Source organism: Novibacillus thermophilus, from assembly GCF_002005165.1.
Classification (GTDB): domain Bacteria; phylum Bacillota; class Bacilli; order Thermoactinomycetales; family Novibacillaceae; genus Novibacillus; species Novibacillus thermophilus.
The window spans coordinates 3,019,641-3,039,793 of the sequence record NZ_CP019699.1 but is presented as its reverse complement, the minus strand read 5'-3'; the positions used below and the strand labels follow the sequence as shown (position 1 = coordinate 3,039,793).

Sequence of the window (20,153 nt, the reverse complement as noted above, 5' to 3'; positions counted from 1 at the left end):
GCCAATAACAAAAATGTTTGCCACACTCTATTATAAAGGACTATGCAGCTGTTTGGCGGACTTTTTTGTTTACATAATGTTATTATTGTCTACTTATGCAAGGCAATCTATCATAAACTTTTTCATGTCGACTAAACGGTTGTAGACTGGTTTGCGAGTCGTTCCCCCTACGATGAGGGGGACTGTCATTTCTTTTTCACTTATTCCGCCGTGGCTGCCGCCGCCGACGTGTGTCGGGGAAGTCTGAAATTGAAATTCGTAGCCAGGTTTGGCGGCAAGCAAGGCGAAGGGAGGCGGTTGCGAGTGAACAGCTCCGTACAGTTGGCGGAACACATCCGGGTATTTCCCGTACTCCCAGCAGTTTTTAGTTCCTTTTACGTCGAGGAGAGCCGGATCGCCTTCCACTTCCCACGCTTGCCCGTATGGATCAGACTGGGATCCTCCTTTACGGAGAAAAAGCTCTCCTTTTGCGGTCAGTACGTGTGCGCCTTTATCTGTTGGCATAGCGACAAGATCGACCCGTTCATCCCTCAAAATCCGTTTTGCTAGCTGCGGGAGATCCATTTGACTGTAGAGCGGATACACGTAGGCGGAACGCTCGTTGGGAGCAACGGCCAAATCAGCCTCATTTTGCCCTTTGCCCATCCCTAGCAATGTGTAGGGGGATAGCAACTCGTCCAGCCGGATCAACGCCTTGGCTTTGTTTTGTAACACATGGGACTGTCCGCTGTCCCCCATGACCGCGATCGTCCACGTCTGTAGAGTGTCTTCCCACGAAGGAAAGGTCCCGAGAATGTGTTGGATAAAACGGTCCACATCGTACACAGGCCGTCTTACGTCAGGACCTTCTTTGTGAATGGTCTTGTCTGGATCGGACAAGTACGAGATGATCAAGCGAGGTCGGTTCGGATGCGTCATCAAGTTGACGGTCATCTGCTTCACCTGGTCGTAACCGTATCCGTACTGATTGAAAGGAGTGGGGAAATTCTCGGTTCCGTCGTCCAAAAAGTAACCCAAATGCAAGTACTCTGGCCCGCTCACGCTTTCAACACCGAGCAGGCGGTTAAACGGTGTGCGCAGGGGGTGTTTTGACAGCCCCCGGCGTACCATGAGATTCACCGATGCGGAAGAGATGCCCCGTTTGGCCAAGTATTCGTGTATCGTTTCCACCTGTTGGCTCAAGTGCGTGTCATTTAAATGTTTCACTGTATCTCGTCCGACTGTTAACGCCCCTTGTCGGATGATGTTTCCCAACGCGTCCCCGTAGTCCACGATCCGGCTCTCGTCCCGCTTAAACCAAACTAATCCCGGTATGCCGTGCTCGTCTGGGTACGTCCCAGTCAGGATGGAACTGTCGTTGACGACACTCATCGTCGGAAAGACACTGGTCAGTGTCGTTTGGTAGCCGTGGGATATCAAAAAGGAAAAGCCAGGCAGTTCCCGCTGTTGCAACAGGGTGTTGAGCGGTTGGGGCATGAGGGAGTCGACGACGATGAACAAGACGTTTGCCATGAGATGACCTCGCTTTCCGTCAGGTAAAGGATGGTATATAATGTAGGAACAACGTTGTATGTCTGAACGTTGTTAAGGTTAAACTTTCCAATGTATCCACTGATTATGAGTTGAAGGGAGACGATCGATTGTCAGCGCCGCTTTTTCAGCAGACAGAAGTCAACCGCGTCAACGTCCACGTCCTGCCGACGGACAAATACAAAACCAACACGATTGTCGTCAACATTCAGCGACCGTTGACAGAAGAAGCGGTCACGCGCACCGCTCTCCTCCCGCAAGTTTTGCGCCGCGGCACACAATCTTTCCCCAGTTTGAAGGCCATAAAAGATCATTTGGACGAGATGTACGGGGCCACGTTTTACGGGAATGTGATGAAACGGGGCGAACGGCACATTTTACAGTTCGGGCTGGAACTTGCCAACGAACGCTATTTGTCTGACACGGCACCGCTTTTGGAGAGGGGAATGGCGTTCCTCGGGGAAGTTTTGACGAGGCCTGCTACGGAAGAAAACGGTTTTGTCCGCCGGTACGTTCAATCGGAAAAACAAAACTTGCGGCAGCGCATTGAAAGCCTCATCGACGACAAAATGCGTTATGCGGCCGAACGCTGTGTCCAAGAGATGTGCAAAGGAGAACCGTACAGTTTGTTTAACTACGGTGACGTCCAACAGCTGGAGGCGATCGACCCCGAAGGGTTACACGCCGAATTTCACGAGATGTTGCGCACAGCCCCTGTCGACGTTTTCGTCGTCGGTGACGTCGAACCAAAAGACGTCGTCGATCTCGTCGGTCGTCACTTCCGCTTTGAGCGGGAAAAAGTTCAACCAGTGGACGTCGCCCCGCCGGTACACCGTGTAGAAAAAGTGCGCCGCGTGGTGGACCGCCTAGATGTCCAACAGGGAAAATTAAATCTAGGACTGAGAACGCAGACGGGAATACAAGATGACGATTACGTCTCGCTCATGGTTTACAACGGCATTCTTGGCGGTTTTCCCCATTCCAAGCTGTTTGTCAATGTGCGGGAGAAAGCGAGTTTGGCCTATTATGCCTCTTCGCGCCTCGAATCGCACAAGGGTCTCTTAACCATTCAGTCCGGGATCGAAATAGAGAATTTCGAACGCGCCCTCAACATTATCGAACAGCAGCTGGACGATCTCAGAAAGGGACGCATCACCGATCAGGAATTGGAACAAACGCAAACGATGCTCTCCAATCAGTTGCGGGAGATGCAGGATCGTCCGAATCAGCTTATTGACTTTTACTATCACGGCGTCTTGTCAGGAAGACGTCGCTCCCTAGACGACTTTTTGTCAGAGATCAGACGCACGACAAAAGGTGATGTGGAAAAGATGGCAGGCAAAGTAACCCTTGACACTGTGTACTTTTTGCGCAACCGACAGGAGGGGTAAAGGTGGAAACGATCGTATTTGACCAGTTGAAGGAAACGCTCTATCACGAACAATTGCCGAACGGCTTAAACGTGTATATCCTCCCAAAACAGGGCTTTCAAAAAACGTACGCGACGTTTACGACGCGCTACGGGTCTATCGACAACGACTTTCAGCCCCCTCACGGGGAGCGCGTGCAAGTGCCGGACGGGATTGCCCACTTTTTGGAACACAAAATGTTTGAACAAGAAGATGGCGACGTTTTTGAGGACTTTTCCAAAAACGGTGCCTCAGCCAACGCCTTCACCAGTTTCGACCGCACCGCTTATTTGTTTTCGTGCACCGATCGGGTGGAAGAAAATCTGACGACGCTCATCAACTTCGTGCAGGACCCGTATTTTACCGATGAAAATGTGGAAAAGGAGAAAGGCATTATTGGTCAAGAAATCCAAATGTACGACGACAATCCGGACTGGCGCGTCTACTTCGGGTTGATCGAGGCGATGTACCGTGAACATCCGGTGCGCATCGACATTGCCGGTACGGTTGCCTCCATTGCAAACATTACAAAGGAAACGCTGTACTTATGTTATGAAACGTTCTACCACCCGAGCAACATGGTCCTGTTCGTCGTCGGCGGCGTTGACCACGAAAACATTATGCAACTCGTGCGGGACAATCAGGCGGCTAAACCTTTTGAGATGAAAGGGGAGATCAAGCGGTTTTATCCGCAAGAGACCGGGGACATTCACCAATCCTTGAACGAAGTTCAGCTTCCTGTCGGCATCTCGAAGTGTCTGATGGGCTTTAAAGAGGAGAAGTCGGCGCTTCAAGGTGACGATTTTCTCAAGCGGGAATTTGCGACCCAAATTGCACTCGAAGCACTCTTTGGCCAGAGTTCCGACTTGTACCAACGACTGTACGACGACGGACTGATAGACGATCAGTTCGGCTTTGACTACGTGTTGGAACACGGCTACGGATTTAGTATGTTCGGTGGAGACACGAAAGACCCGGACGCCTTGATCCAGCGCATTCGATCCGCTTTACCCGAATATGTTGACAAAGGGATCGCCGATGACGTGTTTGAACGGCTGCGCAAAAAGAAAATTGGAGAATTTTTGCGCCAATTGAATTCCCCCGAGTTCATCGCCAACCAGTTTACCCGATATCGCTTCAACCAAGCTGATTTGTTCCGGGTCGTGCCGGTGTTGGAGAACTTACAGGTTGAAGATATCAACGACCGCTTACAGCACCACTTTCAACTCGACCGTTGCGCCGCTTCTGTCGTTCGCCCGCTAAAGGCCGATGCGCCCGCTAGCTGAACAAGTCGTGCTCATTTGCGGTGCGAGCCGCGGGATAGGTGCTGCCGTCGCGAAGCGGTTCAGCGCATATCGAGCAACGCTCGCGCTCCATTACAACCAATCCCGTGAAAAAGCGGAAGAAGTGGCGCAGGTTTGCCGTACCAACGGATCTCAAGTGTGGACGGTCGCGGCCGATGTGAAGGACCGAGAGGCTGTTAAGTGCATGGTGCATTCAGCTTTGCAGCGGTGGGGACGCATCGACTCGGTCGTATACTGTTCCGGCATCAGCAACTCGGGGCTGTTTCAGCACATGTCGGAACAGGATTACGAGGATGTGATGAACACACACGTTCGCGGGTTGTTTTACGTGCTAAAAGCCGTCGCTCCCTGCCTTTTGAAGCAAAAACAAGGACGGGTCGTCTGTCTTTCCTCCATCTGGGGGAGTACGGGCGGCGCTGGCGAAGTGTTGTACTCAGCTGCCAAAGGTGCAGTGAACGGGTTTGTTAAAGCGCTGGCTAAAGAGTGGGCGCCTTCGGGCATTACGGTTAACGCCGTGGCCCCTGGTGCGATTGATACTGACATGCTCGATTCGTTAAGTCGCGAAGACCGGGAGGCGACTGTGGCTGCCATTCCCCTCGACCGACTGGGTACGCCTGAAGACGTCGCCTTTTGGGTTACCCACTTGTGCTCGCCTGAGAGCGGGTATATGACCGGGCAGATTTTGCACGTGAACGGCGGATGGTTTACTCCTTAAACAGATGCATAAAACGAGATGAACGGGACATAGTACGAGATAGACGTTATTTTGTATTTGTCGAAAGGAGGATCACGATGTCTGTCTTAGAGAACTTTGAAGATTGGAAGGGGTTTTTGCACGACCGCGTCGAGCAAGCCCGTTCCCTCGGTATGGATAATCAAATGATCGCCAACATGGCACAGGAAATCGGTGATTACTTAGCGCAAGAAGTCCATCCGGAAAACGGAGAAGAAAAGTTGCTGAAACAGATGTGGGAAGTGAGCACTGAAGAGGAACAACAGACTCTCGCCAACATAATGGTGAAACTGGTCGGCCAAACCCATTAGATTTGACGAGTACGCCCTTCCGTGACGCGAAGGGCTTTTTTTGTTGTAGACTCTGTGAATTGATGGTTTAATGTAATGTGGTTGTGTGTGCTATAATGAGGATGTGCAATTGTTGGAAAACAGGGAAGGCGAGATGTCATGAGTTCAAGGGAGTGGTATTTGGAGTACCAAATACATAAAAACCGCCCCGGACTGTTGGGGGATATTGCCTCTGTACTCGGCATGATGAAAATAAACATCATCACGATCAACGGTGTCGACCACCGGCGCAGGGGGATGTTGTTGCAGACGGAAGCAAAAGAAAAAGTTGAAGCGTTGTCCCGGTTACTGAACAATGTAGACAAAGTGACAGTTACAGCATTGCGCCCTCCGACGATACTCGACAGGCTTGCAATCCGTCACGGACACTATATTGAGAGAGATACTGGAAGTCAGCGCACATTTCGCTTTGTTCGCAACGAACTGGGGTTGTTGGTCGACTTCATGGCCGAACTGTTCAAACGACCGGGTCACCAGTTAATCGGCATACGCGGGATGCCCCGCGTCGGCAAGACGGAATCTATTGTCGCCGCCAGTGTGTGTGCCAGTAAGCGTTGGACGTTTGTCTCTTCGACACTGCTTCGGCAAACAGTGCGCCACCAGCTAGCCGACGATGAGCTGTCGGATGAGCACGTCTACATCATTGACGGTATCGTGACCACGATGCGGGGTTCGGAAAAACATCAGATGCTCGTTCGGGAAGTCCTGCGCAACAGTGCGACTAAAGTGATTGAACATCCCGACATTTTTGTGCGTGAGACTGAGTATACGATGGAAGATTTTGATTGCATCATCGAGCTCAGGAGCCATCCGAACGAGGAGATTACGTATGAGACTGTTAATGCCGGATATTCTTCTTTCGATATCAGTTAAGTATAAGCGTGTTAACGTGCGATGAAGGAGGTACACAGATGTCCAGTGTAGGCCAAACTCTGAGGGAGGCTCGGGAAGCCAAGGGGTTGACACTTAAAGATATACAAGAAAGCACCAAAATTCAACCGCATTATTTAAAAGCGATCGAAGAAGACCGATTTGACAGGTTGCCGGGGCACTTTTACACGCGTGCATTTATACGCACGTACGCTGAACACGTCGGGATCGATCCGAAACCTCTGCTTGCCGAGATAACGAAACCCGAGGAAGATGAACTGGAATCTGTGCAGGAGTTCCAAACCTTGAGCCGCCGGGCTGACAGAGAGAGAGAGCCTTCCTTTTCGCTAGCGAAGTGGTTTTCGCGGGGGCTGTTGATACTGTTTTTGGTTCTCGTCGGCACTGTCATCTATACAGCCGTCGACGGGGCCAACATGGGTGTGGACTTTTTTTCAGGGGAGAACAGCGAAGACGAGAAACAAACGAATTCCGAGAGTAGTGGGGAAGGCGTGGACGATGCAGGTGACGACACTCAGGAGGAACGGGAAACTGAAGAAAACGTAGAACCAGCGGTTACAGTCGAAAAAACAAGTGAAGAAGGGGAAAACATTTACTACACGGTAAACGGAACAGATGAGTTGACGATGGACGTGAAGACGAGTGACCGGGTGTGGGTCGAAGTGCGGGAAGGTGACTCGAAAGGAGAGGTCTTAACTTCAGAAGTGTTGGCGGAAGGGGATTCCCAACAGTTCACATCGAAAAACGGTCTGTACATTCGAGTCGGCAATCCGCCCGGGCTCGAACTTTCGGTAAACGATACGGACATTGCGACAGACTTCAAAGAGCCGCGCAATTTTATTTTTGAGCTCAATCCAAGTGAGTAAAGGCATGGACAGACGATGATGGATCATCATAAAACGGCGAAACGCTTGCAGGGCGGGGAGGGTACCCACATTGAATCTCCCCAATAAAATTACGATCGCACGCATTGTTTTAATTCCAGTGATCATTTTGTTTTTGTCGGTCAATTTCGACCTGGGGACATTGCAAGTCGGCAGTTCTGTCATTTCAGTCAGTGAAGTCATTGCAGTGCTCGTTTTTATTGTCGCTGCCAGCACCGACGGACTGGACGGCTATATTGCCCGGAAAAGGAAACTCGTCACGAATTTAGGGAAACTGCTCGACCCTTTGGCCGACAAGTTGTTGATCACAGCGGCGTTAGTGTCCTTGGTCGAGATGCAGCGGCTAGACGCATGGATCGCTGTCATCATTATCGGGCGGGAGTTCGCCGTCACTGGTCTGCGCTTGATTGCGGTAGAAAAAGGTTACGTCATCGCGGCCAGCAAACTCGCCAAGTGGAAAACGTCGATTCAAATCGTGGCGTTGGTCTCCTTAATGCTGAATAACGTTCCGTTTTCTTTTGTTCAGATTCCGTTTGCTCAAATCGCGATTTGGGCGGCTGTCATCATCACTGTTTGGTCTGGCGTAGACTATTTTGTCAAAAATAGGGAAATCCTGGTGAAGGCATAATGCGCCTTCCAATTTTTTTCAAAAGGGGAGAGCCGGTTGCGAGCGGAAATCGTAGCGGTCGGAACTGAGTTGTTGCTCGGTCAGATTGTAAACACAAACGCCCAGTTCCTTTCGGAGGAACTGGCCAAATTGGGAATAGACGTTCATTATCAAACAGTCGTCGGTGACAACCGTAAACGCCTGGAGCACGTCATTCGCCACGCCAATGGGCGGGCGGACGTCATCATTTTGAGCGGCGGTCTCGGACCGACGGACGATGACTTGACGAGAGAAGTTGTGTCTGAGGTGACAGGTGTTCCGTTAGTGATGCACCCGCCCAGTTTATCGCGGCTGAAAGACTTTTTTGAACGCCGGGGCCGGAGTATGACAGAAAACAACCGCAAGCAAGCCCTTGTGTTTAAAGGAGGAACTGTTTTTCCCAACGAAAACGGCACCGCTCCCGGCTTGGCCGTTGAAGCAAACGCGTGCCATTACGTACTGCTCCCGGGACCTCCCCGGGAGTTGAAACCGATGTTTCGCAAACATGTGATTCCGTACTTCCGCCGCTTGTTGCCGAGTGAAGAAGTGGTACACTCTCGCGTGCTGAGGTTTTTCGGTATTGGCGAATCTCAGCTGGAGACGGACATCATGGATTTGATCCACTGTCAGGACAATCCGACGATTGCACCGTTGGCCAAGGAGGGAGAGGTGACTTTGCGCTTGACGGCGAAGGCGGCGTCCGTTGCCGAAGCCGAGGCGCTCATAGAGCGGCCGGAGAAAGAAATACGTCGCCGGGTCGGCCAGTACTTATACGGGACTGGGGACGTCACCCTAGCGGAGGTCGTTGTGAAACGTCTCACAGCGTTAAGGAAGACGGTGGCCCTGGCTGAAAGCTGTACAGGCGGTCTCGTGGCAAACATGATCACTTCTGTTCCGGGTAGCAGCGAAGCGTTTCTCGGAGGGTACGTCTGTTACAGTGGAAAGGCGAAGCGCAAGTGGCTCGGCATTCCCGCTTCAGTCCTTGAGGAGCACGGCACGGTCAGCGAACAGACGGCGCGATGGCTGGCAGAAAAATCACGAGCCCGTATTTCCAGCGACTACGGCATCGGTGTGACGGGGGTCGCGGGTCCTGATCGCGTGGAAGACAAACCTGTCGGGCTGGTGTATGTCGGCCTCGCCTCCCCCGGGAAAGAAACAGTTGTGAAGCCGTTGCAGCTGACTGGCCTAAGGGAGACGATACAAGTGCGTGCAGCAAAACACGCGTTGCACCTCTTGTACCAGCATTTAATTTAATTAGAATAAGTATGGGTTGAAAGGTGATTGCGACATTGATTCGATTTGAAGACCTTGGCGTAGAACCAACGATTTTAAAAGCGATACACGACATTGGGTTTGAAAAACCCTCCCCCATTCAAGAAAAATGTATCCCCAAAATTTTAGAAGGCGTGGACTTGATCGGACAGGCCCAGACCGGAACAGGAAAAACGGCTGCTTTTGCCATTCCGATTTTGCAGCGGATCAACTCTCGCTACGGAAAAGTTCAGAGCATCATCCTCACCCCTACCCGTGAGCTCGCCATTCAAGTGTCCGGCGAAATTCGCCGCATCGGAAAAAACAGTCGGGTCAAGACGTTGCCGATTTACGGGGGCCAATCCATCGGCCGTCAGATACGGGCCCTCAGGCAAGGTGTACACATCGTCATCGGCACACCCGGCCGCGTCTTGGACCACATCCATCGCCGAACGCTGAAACTCGATGCCGTCAACATCATGGTGTTGGACGAAGCGGACGAAATGCTCGACATGGGGTTTGTCGACGATATCGAGGAAGTGATGCGCCATTTGCCGGAAGAGCGTCAAATGCTTTTGTTCTCGGCCACCATGCCCCCGGAAATACTGCGTCTCTCCAAACGGTACATGAAACAGGCGAAGCGCATTTCGGTCAACAAGGGGGACGTCGCCGCCCCGTCCGTCACGCAAGTTTACTACAAAGTGCTGGAAAAAAATAAACTCGACGGACTCTGCCGCATATTGGACAGCGATGACGTGGAGTTGGGGATCGTGTTTTGTCGAACCAAAAAGGGTGTTGACGAACTTGCGGAAGCTCTTCAGTCCCGGGGGTATTTGGCGAGCGCCCTGCACGGCGACCTCAATCAAATGCAGCGGAACCGGGTGATGCAAGACTTCCGCAACGGCCGAATTGAACTGTTGGTGGCGACCGATGTGGCAGCCCGCGGCATCGACGTGAGCAACGTCAGCCACGTCATCAACTACGATATCCCGCAAGATGCGGAGAGCTACGTTCACCGCATTGGGCGCACCGGGCGCGCCGGAAAGTCGGGGATCGCCATGACGCTTGTGACACCGCGCGAAATGAAGCTTTTGAACACCATTCACCGAGAGACGAAGTCATCTTTAGAGGCGCGCAACCTGCCGACGTTAGAAGAAGTGGCGGAAAAGCAACAAGCGACGTGGATCGAGCAAGTGTTAAACGCCATCCACGACGGCGGCGATGACGTGAAAGTGTTTAAAGAGACGGTGCAAACGTTGGCCCGGGAACACGGTGTAGACATTTTGGACGTTGCGGCGGCTGCATTGAAACTGGCGTTTGACGAGAGGTCCCCTGAGGCTGACGGATACCGTTTCGGGGAGACAGGGGCGGCTCCCGGCATGGTGCGCTTTTTCATCAATGCTGGGAAAAACATTGACATGAACCCCCGAGATCTCGTCAAGACGATAGCGGATGCGGCCGACATTTCCGACCGGGAAATCGGAAAAATTAACATCTTCGACCGCTTTACTTTCGTCGAAGTCCCGGAAGAAGTGGCCCCATTCGTATTTGAAGCGCTGCAGCAATCGCGGATCAACGGGGCGCGCATTAACATGGAGCCGGCCCGTCCGCGAGAAAAAAGATAGGACTCATTCTCCTTCGGCACCAGCCAAAATTGTGACGCGCATGCCGTCGCTTGCGCTGCTACACCTGAAGGGGAATAAACGTTCGTAAAAATGCTTGGCAAATGCTTCAAAAACGATTATGATGGAAGTAGAGACAACGTGATCATAAAAAGGAGAGGTCGACGTGTCGGATCGCAAACAAGCTCTGGAAATGGCTTTGCGGCAAATAGAAAAGCAGTTTGGCAAGGGGTCTGTCATGAAACTGGGAGAAGCCGCCAACGCCCCAGTTTCTACCGTTTCCAGCGGTGCCCTCGCTTTAGACATCGCCTTAGGTGTCGGCGGTTATCCCCGCGGTCGGGTCATCGAAGTGTACGGACCGGAGTCGTCCGGTAAAACGACAGTCGCTCTGCACGCCATTGCAGAAGTGCAGAAAAACGGCGGACAAGCGGCCTTTATTGATGCGGAGCACGCCCTAGATCCCGTCTACGCCGAGAAACTTGGTGTCAACATTGACGAGTTGCTCCTCTCTCAGCCGGATACAGGGGAACAGGCTCTGGAAATTGCTGAGGCACTCGTCCGCAGCGGCGCCATCGACATTATCGTCGTCGACTCCGTCGCTGCCCTCGTGCCTAAAGCAGAAATCGAAGGAGAGATGGGGGACTCCCACGTCGGTTTGCAAGCGCGCCTCATGTCACAGGCTTTGCGCAAACTGTCCGGCGCCATCAGTAAATCGCGTACGATCGCCATTTTTATTAACCAGATTCGGGAGAAGGTCGGCGTCATGTTCGGGAACCCTGAAACGACGCCTGGGGGACGTGCTTTGAAATTTTACAGCAGCGTCCGACTGGAAGTGCGCCGGGCGGAAACGCTCAAACAAGGGAATGAAATGGTCGGCAACCGGACGCGCATTAAAGTCGTCAAAAATAAAGTGGCTCCGCCGTTTAAACAGGCGGAAGTCGACATTATGTACGGGGAGGGCATCTCCCGTGAAGGGAGCTTGCTCGATATTGGGACGGAACTGAACATTGTCAACAAAAGCGGGGCCTGGTATTCATTTGACGGTGAGCGGTTAGGCCAAGGGCGTGAAACCGCCAAAGAACACTTGAGAGACCACCCTGAAATAGCGGCTGCTATTGAACGGCGGATTCGCGAACACTACGGCCTGGAACCTAACGGCGAACAGCTTCGGGCAGACGAAAACGAAGTGGACATGTTGGACCTCGAACGGTAAAGATATAATCCAATGCCTTTCAAGCACCCTGACCGGGTGCTTCATTGTTGCCGTCAGCAGGAGGATGAATGTGGCGTGGAACGGGTGATCACAAAAATCGAGCGACAAAGGCGGAACCCTGCCCGCTTTAACATATACGTAGACGGGGAGTACGCTTTTAGCGTCCATGAAGACGTTTTGATCCGCTGCCGCTTGTCGAAAGGGAAAGTTCTTGAGGGAGCAGATGTTGCGGACGTCCTTCAAGAAGAAGAGCGGCAGTCGGCTGTACACGCAGCACTCAAGTTCGTCCGGTATAAACCGCGGACGAGAGCAGAAGTTGAACGCCATCTAAAAGATAAGGGGTTTGAGACGGAGTTCATTCGCGCGGCGCTCACCCGGTTGCAAAATTACGGGTACGTGAACGACGAAGCATTTGCCAGAGCGTGGGTGGAGGAGCGGCGTCGATTGCGGGGAAAGGGTCGTTACGCCCTTAAGCGAGAATTGCAGCAGAAGGGGATCGAGGACCGAATTATTACAGAGGCGCTCGCGCCTATCGACGACGAGGACGAGTACCGACTGGCGCGGGAGTGGGCGTACAAAAAGTACGAACGGTTGAAACATTTAGAGTGGAGGCGTGCTGAACGGCGAATCGGATCGTTTCTGCAGCGAAAAGGCTTCTCCCTCTCGCACATTACAGCCGTGTTAAACGAATTGCGCGCCGAAGGAAACGGAGCACCTTGCGATGGTGACGGGCAGGATTCTTGACAATGTGTTCGGCAAAAAGATACAATTGTTTATATCTGCCTTCCCAAATCGTGATGGCAGATGACAAAGGTTAGCTTGTGGAACCGGATCAGGGAGCTGGATAATTCCAATTTCCTGTCGTGAGAACCGGAATAAGTGAGATTTAAAGGACGAGCGGTAAGTCCTTTTGAGAAAAACTTAATAGGCGAGGAGGTGAAAAAGTGATTGGAAGCTTAGGCGAAATTCTCATTCTCCTTGCCACCGCTGCTGTTAGTGCCGGAATTGGCTACTTTGTACGTAAACGTTTGGCGGAAGCGAAAATCTCAAGTGCGGAAGAAGCTGCAGAGCGCATCATTGACAGTGCCAAACAGGAGGCGATTGCCCGAAAGAAAGAGATGATATTAGAAGCGAAAGACGAAGTTCATCGCTTGCGGACAGAAGCGGATAAAGATATTCGTGAACGTCGAAATGAAATACAACGCCTGGAGCGGCGGCTGGTACAGAAAGAAGAGAGCTTAGATCGGAAGATAGAATCCCTGGAAAAACGGGAAGAATCCTTCAATCAGAAAGAAGCGTCTCTCCGGGAAAAAGCAGACGAAATCGAGCAGCTGTACCAAAAACAGGCGGCGGAGTTAGAGCGCCTGTCTGGGCTGTCTCGGGAAGAAGCGAAGGAAACCCTGCTTAAAACCGTAGAACGCGAAATTAAGCACGAAACAGCTCAAATGGTAAAGGAACTCGAACAAGAAGCGCGCGAAGAAGCGGACAAGCGTGCGCGTGAGATCCTGTCCATTGCCATTCAACGGTGTGCAGCTGACCATGTTGCCGAAACGACGGTATCTGTCGTCACATTGCCGAATGACGAGATGAAAGGTCGGATTATCGGCCGGGAAGGGCGGAACATCCGGACTTTGGAGACGTTGACGGGTATAGATTTGATCATTGACGACACGCCCGAAGCGGTCATTTTGTCTGGATTCGACCCGGTTCGCCGGGAAATTGCTCGCACGGCCTTGGAAAGGCTCGTAGCGGACGGACGCATTCACCCCGCCCGCATCGAAGAAATGGTGGAAAAAGCGCGACGGGAAGTGGACGAACGCATCCGTGAATACGGTGAGCAGGCGACGTTTGAAACAGGTGTGCACGGATTGCACCCCGATTTGATCAAAATATTAGGTCGGTTAAAATTTCGCACCAGTTTCGGGCAAAATGTGCTTCAACATTCGCAAGAAGTGGCACATTTAGCTGGTTTAATGGCCAGTGAACTGGGTGAAGATGTGAACATCGCAAAACGAGCTGGTCTGTTGCATGACATCGGAAAAGCCATCGATCACGAAGTTGAAGGTTCTCACGTCGAAATTGGCATTGAACTGGCGAAAAAGTACAATGAACACGAAGCCGTTATTAACGGCATTGCTTCCCATCACGGGGACGTCGAAGCGACATCTGTCATTGCTGTTTTGGTCGGGGCGGCCGACGCGTTGTCCGCAGCCCGTCCGGGAGCACGACGAGAAACGTTAGAGACGTACATTAGACGGTTGGAAAAACTGGAAGAAATCTCCGAGTCCTTTGAAGGCGTCGAGAAGTCTTATGCTATTCAAGCTGGACGGGAAATTCGCATTCTCGTCTCCCCTGATAAAGTGGACGACGCGGAAGCGTTCCGCCTGGCTCGTGAGATTACGAAACAAATCGAAAATGAGCTCGACTATCCCGGTCACATCAAAGTGACGGTCATCCGGGAAACCCGGGCGGTCGAGTACGCAAAATAGAGTGGCGCCATTCGCCACTCTATTTTTACCACAAAGCGTTTCAATTGGGGGTTACACTGTGAGAATTTTATTTGTTGGAGATGTCGTAGGAGATCCAGGGATGCTCGCCATGCATCAAATGTTCTCACACCTCAACCAGTCGTTGAAACCGGATATTACAATTGTCAACGGAGAAAATGCAGCCCCGAGCGGCAAAGGAATTACGCGCTCGATCGTCCAAAACTTTTGGAAACTCGGGGTTGACGCCATTACGTTAGGGAATCACACCTGGGATCAGAAAGAAATTTTTGATTTCATTGACGAAGAGTCAAAACTCATCCGCCCGGCCAATTACCCTGAAGGGACGCCTGGAGCTGGTTATGTGTTCATCAAGCGCGAAAAGTATACGGCCGCCGTCTGCAATTTGATGGGAAGGTCTTTTTTGCTCCCGTTGGACTGTCCGTTTCGCAAAGCGGATGCACTAGTCAAAGAACTGAGGACGAAGACCCCTATCATTTTACTCGACTTTCACGGAGAAGCGTCGTCGGAAAAGCAAGCGATGGGCTGGTACTTAGACGGACGCGTGTCTGCCGTCGTCTGTACCCATACCCACGTACAGACGGCAGATGAACGCATTTTGCCGAATGGTACCGCTTTTATTACCGATGTCGGGATGGTCGGTGCCTATGACGGAGTGATTGGGATCGAGCGGGATGCGATCATCCGAAAATATTTGACACAGTTGCCGGTGAAATTTGAAGTGCAGGAAGGGCGTTTACAATTCAATGCCGTCGTGATCGACATTGACCCTGATAGTGGCGAGGCCAAGCGGATTCAACGCATTCGCATCGACGATGACAATCCGTGGATGGACTGAACTTTTGTCGTCGGGAAGCAGGAATTTTGTACAAAAAAAGCGAATATACATATTTAGAAGTGGTAGCACTGCCATGACCAGAGGAGGTACAACCATGGATATATTAAAAGTTTCAGCAAAGTCTAACCCGAATTCGGTTGCCGGCGCACTTGCAGGTGTTCTGCGGGAACGCGGTTCTGCAGAAATTCAGGCAATCGGTGCCGGTGCTCTGAATCAGGCTGTGAAGGCAGTAGCGATTGCACGTGGGTTTGTTGCTCCGAGTGGTGTGGACCTCATTTGCATTCCCGCTTTTACAGACATTGTCATCGACGGGGAAGAACGGACAGCGATAAAGTTAATCGTAGAACCGCGTTAAATGAAGTATAAGGGCGTCCGTCATCGTCGTAAACTGCCTGGGGAGATCCTCCCTAGGCTTTCTTTTTGCCCAGTCCGCTTTTTTGGAGAATGGCGGTTATCGTGTTACACTGTGGAGAGATTGAACGCTTGGGTCTTGTTCCCGGAAACGCACGTGGTATAACGGGCGAAAGGAGCGGAAAACGCGTTGAAGTGGACTGTACTCGGGTTTCAATCACCTTATCCGGGACCGGGAGGGGCTACTCCCGGCTATTTGTTGGAAACTTCCTCTGGAAAGTACATTTTGATCGACTGTGGCAGCGGTGTCATGGCGGAGCTTGCCCACTACCTACCCACTTATCAACTAGAAGCGTTGATGCTCTCCCATTTGCACCACGACCACATCGCGGACGTCTTGACACTGCAATACGCGCTGCACTTGCAACACATTCAAGGCAAGCGGAAGAAACCGCTGCCGGTGTATGCTCCTCGCCGTCCAGAATCTTGGTGGCAAAAGCTTCGTTTCCGTACAGTGACAGAACCGGTGGATATCGAGAGCCAAACGAAGATCGACGTAGACGGTGTCAGCATCGCCTTTCATCGGACGGACCACGGGATCCCGTGCTACGCCATGGAGATACGAGAAGGTTTTCGTACGATTTTGTACGGTGCTGATTCTGGAGTGAAGACGGACTGGGAAAACATGTGTCGAGAACCGGACTTGTTTGTTTGTGAGGCCACGTTCTTGGAGGCGCAAATTCCGGAGGACAATGTTCCGCACTTGTCGGCCAGACAAGCGGCTCAAGCAGCCGAACGCATCGGAGCTAAAGCGTTACTGTTAACACATGTCTATCCGGACAACGATCTGGAGGACATTCGCCGTGAGGCAGCTCCCCATTTCTCCGGAGACCTGTACGTAGCCGAAAAAGGCTGGAACATCGCTCTGTAAATTGTGACACGCTTTGCTTCAGAAAGCTGTCTTTTAGGGCACCGCCTATTTTTGGTAAACTGGGAGTGGACGCTTTACAGAAAAGACTGTCATGAAAAGGGGGAAACCGGCGATGAGGCGTAAAGGCAGACGCCAATCGCGTAACTGGACACGATTATTCAAAACGAGTGATTCGCGGGGCGACAGGCCGCGCAGGAAAGTGTGGGCCGTTTACACTTTTGTGCTGTTATGGCTGTACGCTTTAATCAAAGTCGTGGCTGCCCCATCAAACTTTCTCGGCATGTGGTTGTCTCAGTTTTTAGAAACGTTAGAAGGTCTCTTACGCTATTTAGCGGATACGGTTTTAAGTCCGGTCGGCTTAATCTTAATCGCCTTCATCTGGTTAATCAAAACGGGGGATCTGTATCAACTGTTGAACAAAATCCGCTACATGCGTTTGAATAAGGGCGATGCACCTGTTGTAAACGTTTCGCCCTACAGTGCGGAGACAGGTGATGTGGATGCCAAGCCGTTAAACGCCTGGCAACGCGCTACACTAGAAGACATAGAACGCACGGGAAACCCAGAAGAGCAGCAGTATAAACTGGCGCAACTTGTCGCTTATGAACAACTGTCGGGAAACTCCGTGCTCCTGCCGCTGCTGCAATTTTTACATTATTACCGGCGAGACGATATATCTTTTTATCAAGTAGCCCAGTTTTTAGCCGGAGAAGGATTAATGGACAAGAACCAGTTGAGCGGCCAAGAGTTGGATGTAGAATCAGCTGTACTCGGATACATAAGCTACCTCCAACACGCCGGATTAGCGGAAGTACACGCCACTTTACAACCTGCTCCCGACGGTTTTTACGGAACGATCCACAAAGTGAAAATACCTCAACACGTACAGGACGTGATGGAACTTTTTCATAACAGCGATTGATTGCCAAATGTGTTACAATAGGCTCGTGAAAGGAGTGTTTCGCGTTGGCGAAAGAATCGGTGGACTATTCCAAGTACTTTACCGCGCCGAACTTAAAAAAGGCGCGTAAACGGTATAGAGAAGACGTACAAGTGCTCGATTTTGAACAAATTCCCGAGGATATGCGGAACATCGGAAACGGACAGTCCTATTTGATCAAGACGTACGGCTGTCAGATGAACGAACACGATACAGAAACGATTGCTGGTATTCTCAATCAAATGGGGTACACGGCGACAGAGGATGAAAACGAGGCAGACGTCATTTTGTTCAACACGTGTGCTATCCGGGAAAACGCAGAAGACAAAGTGTTTGGAGAATTAGGGCGCTTGAAGCCGTTGAAGCTGGAAAAACCGGACCTCATTCTCGGTGTGTGCGGCTGCATGTCACAGGAAGAGGCAGTTGTCAATCGCATCTTGCACAAATATCCGCACGTGGATCTCATCTTTGGCACGCACAACATCCACCGGGTGCCCTATCTGTTGAAGGAAGCTCTCTTTTCCAAGGAAATGGTCGTGGAAGTGTGGTCCAAGGAAGGCGACGTCGTCGAGAACATGCCGAAGGCCCGCTCGAACAAGCTGAAAGCGTGGGTCAACATCATGTACGGGTGCGACAAATTTTGTACGTACTGCATTGTCCCGTACACCCGGGGAAAAGAACGCAGCCGTTTACCCCATGACGTCCTTGGTGAAGTGCGAGAACTGGCGCGTCTCGGTTACCGGGAAGTCACGTTGTTAGGGCAAAATGTCAATGCCTACGGTAAAGACTTTAAAGATATGGACTACCGGTTTGCCCATCTGATGGACGACATTCGTAAAATTGACATTCCGCGTGTCCGCTTTACGACGAGCCATCCCCGCGATTTTGACGACCATTTAATCGACGTGTTGGCCAAAGGCGGCAACCTGGTCGAGCACATTCACCTTCCGGTTCAATCCGGAAATTCGCGCGTACTGAAGCGGATGGCGCGGAAGTACACCCGCGACGAATATTTGACATTAGTCGACAAAATTAAAAAGGCGATGCCCCATGCCGTGTTGACGACGGACATCATCGTCGGCTTCCCTGGGGAAACGGATGAAGAGTTTGAAGACACACTGTCACTGGTGCGGGAAGTGGAATTCGATTCCGCGTTTACGTTCATTTACTCGCCCCGTGAAGGGACTCCGTCGGCCAAGTGGGAAGACAATATACCGCATGAAGTGAAAAAAGAGCGGCTGCACCGTTTGAATGAACTGCAGGACAGCATCAGTCGCCGCAAGAATGAACAACTGCGCGGTCAAGTCGTCGAAGTGCTAGTAGAAGGAGAGAGCAAGAAAAACCGGGAAGTTCTCTCTGGGCGCACCCGTTCAAACAAGCTCGTCAACTTCCCTGGCCCCCGCGACTTAGTGGGGCAGTTGGTAAATGTGCGCATTACAGAGCCGCAGACGTGGACGCTGAAAGGAGAGCTCGTACCAGAAGAGAGGGTGGAGGCACTGTAAGATGGAGCAGGCCCTCGTGAAAGAGCGTATCATGGAACGCGTTTATGCATTCGCCGAAAAACTGTCCCACGTTGATGAGGTCCAGCGGTTTCGGCACGTGGAAAAAGTCGTGAACGAAAGTCCTCGGGTACAACAGCTCATTGAAGAGATAAAGCGTACACAGAAAGAACTCGTTCACGCCGAACACTACGCAAAACCGGACTATAAACGTTATCTCGAGCAACGGTTGAAAGAGTTGAACGAGACGTTGTCCAATATGCCCATCGTGAGAGAATACCAACAGAGTCAGGTGGAAATGAACGACCTCTTGCAGCTGATACAAAATGTGATGGCTTGTGAAATCTCAAAGAAACTCAATGTCGAAACCGGCGGCGAGGTGAGAATGGGCTGCGGCAGCGGAGGACCGTGCGGCTGCAAGTAGAAAGCTGTATTTGCAAGACGCTGTTTAAAGCGCTAAGAACCTCCTCTTAAATCTAGACGGGTGTGGAAACGAATCCGCATCTTTTTTGCACCTTGGGTTTTCGCCCTGCATACAAATGTTAATGAACGAATGCTGGAGGAGGTAACATGATGGCGAATACAGATAGAGACTTGCAGTTCCGAGAGATTGTGTGTAAAGCGGTCTGCGGCAAGGGACGCAAGTTTTCCCAGGATGCGCACCAGTTAACTCCGCCTGATGCGATCTCGACCATTTTAGGTGCCTGGATTATCAACCATACCTATGAGGCGACGAAAGCGGGCGATGTTGTAGAAATCACAGGAAGCTACGACATCAACATATGGTATTCCCACCAAAACAATACGAAAACGGATGTAGCCAAACAAACTGTTTCTTACCTCGACCAAGTTCCGCTCAGTTACTTCGACCGAAATGTGCGAGAAGGATCGGTGGAAGTGTCTGCCCTGGCCACGCAACAACCGAATTGCATTGAGGCTACGATCTCGGAAGGTTCCAATGTAGTCATTGTCAGAGTAGAACGCGAATTTCTCGTTGAGGTGATGGGTGAGACGAAACTGACCGTGGCCGTCACCGATTCGGGAATGTTTGCGGACAAAGAGCTGGAGTTGGAAGAACTGGCTGAACAAGAAAGTGGCGATTACGAAGATTTAGATCCCGATCTCGTCATTGACGACCTGGACAGTTAACGTGTAACAGGAGGCTATCAGTGAATCCCGCCTCCTGGTTTTCTTTTTCTTCATCTGAAGGCGTTTATGTGCATTCACCTTGCGTTTGTTCCTGTCATAAGATGCAGA

General features: G+C 51.4%; 20 protein-coding genes. 19 read left to right on the top strand and 1 reads right to left on the bottom strand.

Annotated elements, in window-relative coordinates; genetic code table 11:
* Window positions 1-93: 93 nt before the first annotated feature.
* Entirely contained in the window at window positions 94-1,512 is a 1,419-nt protein-coding gene (locus B0W44_RS14790) for an alkaline phosphatase family protein (RefSeq protein WP_077720695.1), read from the bottom strand.
* A 128-nt stretch (window positions 1,513-1,640) separates the two neighbouring features.
* Between B0W44_RS14790 and yfmF the strand changes: the two genes are divergently transcribed.
* The 19 genes from yfmF (at window position 1,641) to cotE (ending at window position 20,045) form a co-directional block, all read left to right on the top strand.
* On the top strand, window positions 1,641-2,921 hold the full coding sequence (yfmF, locus tag B0W44_RS14785; protein WP_077720694.1) for an EF-P 5-aminopentanol modification-associated protein YfmF: 1,281 nt from the start codon (window positions 1,641-1,643) through the stop codon (window positions 2,919-2,921).
* 2 nt (window positions 2,922-2,923) lie between these two features.
* Complete coding sequence (gene yfmH, locus B0W44_RS14780) at window positions 2,924-4,225, top strand: EF-P 5-aminopentanol modification-associated protein YfmH (protein WP_077720693.1); 1,302 nt, start codon at window positions 2,924-2,926, stop codon at window positions 4,223-4,225.
* Window positions 4,209-4,958: an elongation factor P 5-aminopentanone reductase gene (gene ymfI, locus B0W44_RS14775; protein ID WP_077720692.1), complete on the top strand. Its 750-nt coding sequence runs from the start codon at window positions 4,209-4,211 to the stop codon at window positions 4,956-4,958. Before yfmH ends, ymfI begins: the two co-directional genes overlap by 17 nt.
* 77 nt (window positions 4,959-5,035) lie before the next feature.
* Window positions 5,036-5,287: a DUF3243 domain-containing protein gene (locus B0W44_RS14770; protein WP_077720691.1), complete on the top strand. Its 252-nt coding sequence runs from the start codon at window positions 5,036-5,038 to the stop codon at window positions 5,285-5,287.
* Between the two features lie 138 nt (window positions 5,288-5,425).
* Complete coding sequence (locus B0W44_RS14765; protein ID WP_077720690.1) at window positions 5,426-6,199, top strand: DUF3388 domain-containing protein; 774 nt, start codon at window positions 5,426-5,428, stop codon at window positions 6,197-6,199.
* 38 nt (window positions 6,200-6,237) lie between these two features.
* The gene (locus B0W44_RS14760; RefSeq protein WP_077720689.1) at window positions 6,238-7,080 is read left to right on the top strand and encodes a helix-turn-helix domain-containing protein; all 843 of its coding nucleotides are present in this window, start codon (window positions 6,238-6,240) and stop codon (window positions 7,078-7,080) included.
* A 70-nt stretch (window positions 7,081-7,150) separates the two neighbouring features.
* Window positions 7,151-7,726, top strand: a complete 576-nt coding sequence (gene pgsA / locus B0W44_RS14755) for a CDP-diacylglycerol--glycerol-3-phosphate 3-phosphatidyltransferase (protein WP_077720688.1) — start codon at window positions 7,151-7,153, stop codon at window positions 7,724-7,726.
* Window positions 7,727-7,762: 36 nt separating this feature from the next.
* Window positions 7,763-8,998 carry a competence/damage-inducible protein A gene (locus B0W44_RS14750; protein ID WP_077720687.1) on the top strand — a complete coding sequence of 412 codons (1,236 nt, stop codon included), beginning with the start codon at window positions 7,763-7,765 and terminating at the stop codon, window positions 8,996-8,998.
* Between the two features lie 35 nt (window positions 8,999-9,033).
* Complete coding sequence (locus B0W44_RS14745; RefSeq protein ID WP_077720686.1) at window positions 9,034-10,620, top strand: DEAD/DEAH box helicase; 1,587 nt, start codon at window positions 9,034-9,036, stop codon at window positions 10,618-10,620.
* A 163-nt stretch (window positions 10,621-10,783) separates the two neighbouring features.
* On the top strand, window positions 10,784-11,830 hold the full coding sequence (gene recA, locus B0W44_RS14740) for a recombinase RecA (RefSeq protein ID WP_077720685.1): 1,047 nt from the start codon (window positions 10,784-10,786) through the stop codon (window positions 11,828-11,830).
* A gap of 75 nt (window positions 11,831-11,905) precedes the next feature.
* Window positions 11,906-12,574, top strand: coding sequence for a RecX family transcriptional regulator (locus tag B0W44_RS14735; protein ID WP_169835610.1), 669 nt, complete (start codon window positions 11,906-11,908; stop codon window positions 12,572-12,574).
* A 203-nt stretch (window positions 12,575-12,777) separates the two neighbouring features.
* Window positions 12,778-14,319: a ribonuclease Y gene (rny, locus tag B0W44_RS14730; protein WP_149027127.1), complete on the top strand. Its 1,542-nt coding sequence runs from the start codon at window positions 12,778-12,780 to the stop codon at window positions 14,317-14,319.
* A gap of 58 nt (window positions 14,320-14,377) precedes the next feature.
* Window positions 14,378-15,175 carry a TIGR00282 family metallophosphoesterase gene (locus tag B0W44_RS14725; RefSeq protein WP_077720682.1) on the top strand — a complete coding sequence of 266 codons (798 nt, stop codon included), beginning with the start codon at window positions 14,378-14,380 and terminating at the stop codon, window positions 15,173-15,175.
* 94 nt (window positions 15,176-15,269) lie between these two features.
* Window positions 15,270-15,530, top strand: coding sequence for a stage V sporulation protein SpoVS (spoVS, locus tag B0W44_RS14720; protein ID WP_054949812.1), 261 nt, complete (start codon window positions 15,270-15,272; stop codon window positions 15,528-15,530).
* A 186-nt stretch (window positions 15,531-15,716) separates the two neighbouring features.
* Window positions 15,717-16,457, top strand: coding sequence for an MBL fold metallo-hydrolase (locus tag B0W44_RS14715; protein WP_077720681.1), 741 nt, complete (start codon window positions 15,717-15,719; stop codon window positions 16,455-16,457).
* A 112-nt stretch (window positions 16,458-16,569) separates the two neighbouring features.
* On the top strand, window positions 16,570-17,379 hold the full coding sequence (locus B0W44_RS14710; protein ID WP_077720680.1) for a hypothetical protein: 810 nt from the start codon (window positions 16,570-16,572) through the stop codon (window positions 17,377-17,379).
* A gap of 44 nt (window positions 17,380-17,423) precedes the next feature.
* Entirely contained in the window at window positions 17,424-18,899 is a 1,476-nt protein-coding gene (miaB, locus tag B0W44_RS14705) for a tRNA (N6-isopentenyl adenosine(37)-C2)-methylthiotransferase MiaB (protein ID WP_077720679.1), read from the top strand.
* A 1-nt stretch (window position 18,900) separates the two neighbouring features.
* Complete coding sequence (locus B0W44_RS14700; RefSeq protein ID WP_077720678.1) at window positions 18,901-19,320, top strand: YlbF/YmcA family competence regulator; 420 nt, start codon at window positions 18,901-18,903, stop codon at window positions 19,318-19,320.
* A 149-nt stretch (window positions 19,321-19,469) separates the two neighbouring features.
* Window positions 19,470-20,045: an outer spore coat protein CotE gene (gene cotE, locus B0W44_RS14695; protein ID WP_077720677.1), complete on the top strand. Its 576-nt coding sequence runs from the start codon at window positions 19,470-19,472 to the stop codon at window positions 20,043-20,045.
* The last annotated feature ends 108 nt before the right edge of the window (window positions 20,046-20,153 follow it).

Bases quoted from the DNA above. Each gene is read 5' to 3' on its own strand.
- B0W44_RS14700 (WP_077720678.1), top strand. From the start codon at position 18,901: ATGGAGCAGGCCCTCGTGAAAGAGCGTATCATGGAACGCGTTTATGCA.
- spoVS (WP_054949812.1), top strand. From the start codon at position 15,270: ATGGATATATTAAAAGTTTCAGCAAAGTCTAACCCGAATTCGGTTGCC.
- B0W44_RS14765 (WP_077720690.1), top strand. From the start codon at position 5,426: ATGAGTTCAAGGGAGTGGTATTTGGAGTACCAAATACATAAAAACCGC.
- B0W44_RS14710 (WP_077720680.1), top strand. From the start codon at position 16,570: ATGAGGCGTAAAGGCAGACGCCAATCGCGTAACTGGACACGATTATTC.
- B0W44_RS14770 (WP_077720691.1), top strand. From the start codon at position 5,036: ATGTCTGTCTTAGAGAACTTTGAAGATTGGAAGGGGTTTTTGCACGAC.
- B0W44_RS14760 (WP_077720689.1), top strand. From the start codon at position 6,238: ATGTCCAGTGTAGGCCAAACTCTGAGGGAGGCTCGGGAAGCCAAGGGG.
- B0W44_RS14790 (WP_077720695.1), bottom strand. From the start codon at position 1,512: ATGGCAAACGTCTTGTTCATCGTCGTCGACTCCCTCATGCCCCAACCG.
- cotE (WP_077720677.1), top strand. From the start codon at position 19,470: ATGGCGAATACAGATAGAGACTTGCAGTTCCGAGAGATTGTGTGTAAA.
- ymfI (WP_077720692.1), top strand. From the start codon at position 4,209: ATGCGCCCGCTAGCTGAACAAGTCGTGCTCATTTGCGGTGCGAGCCGC.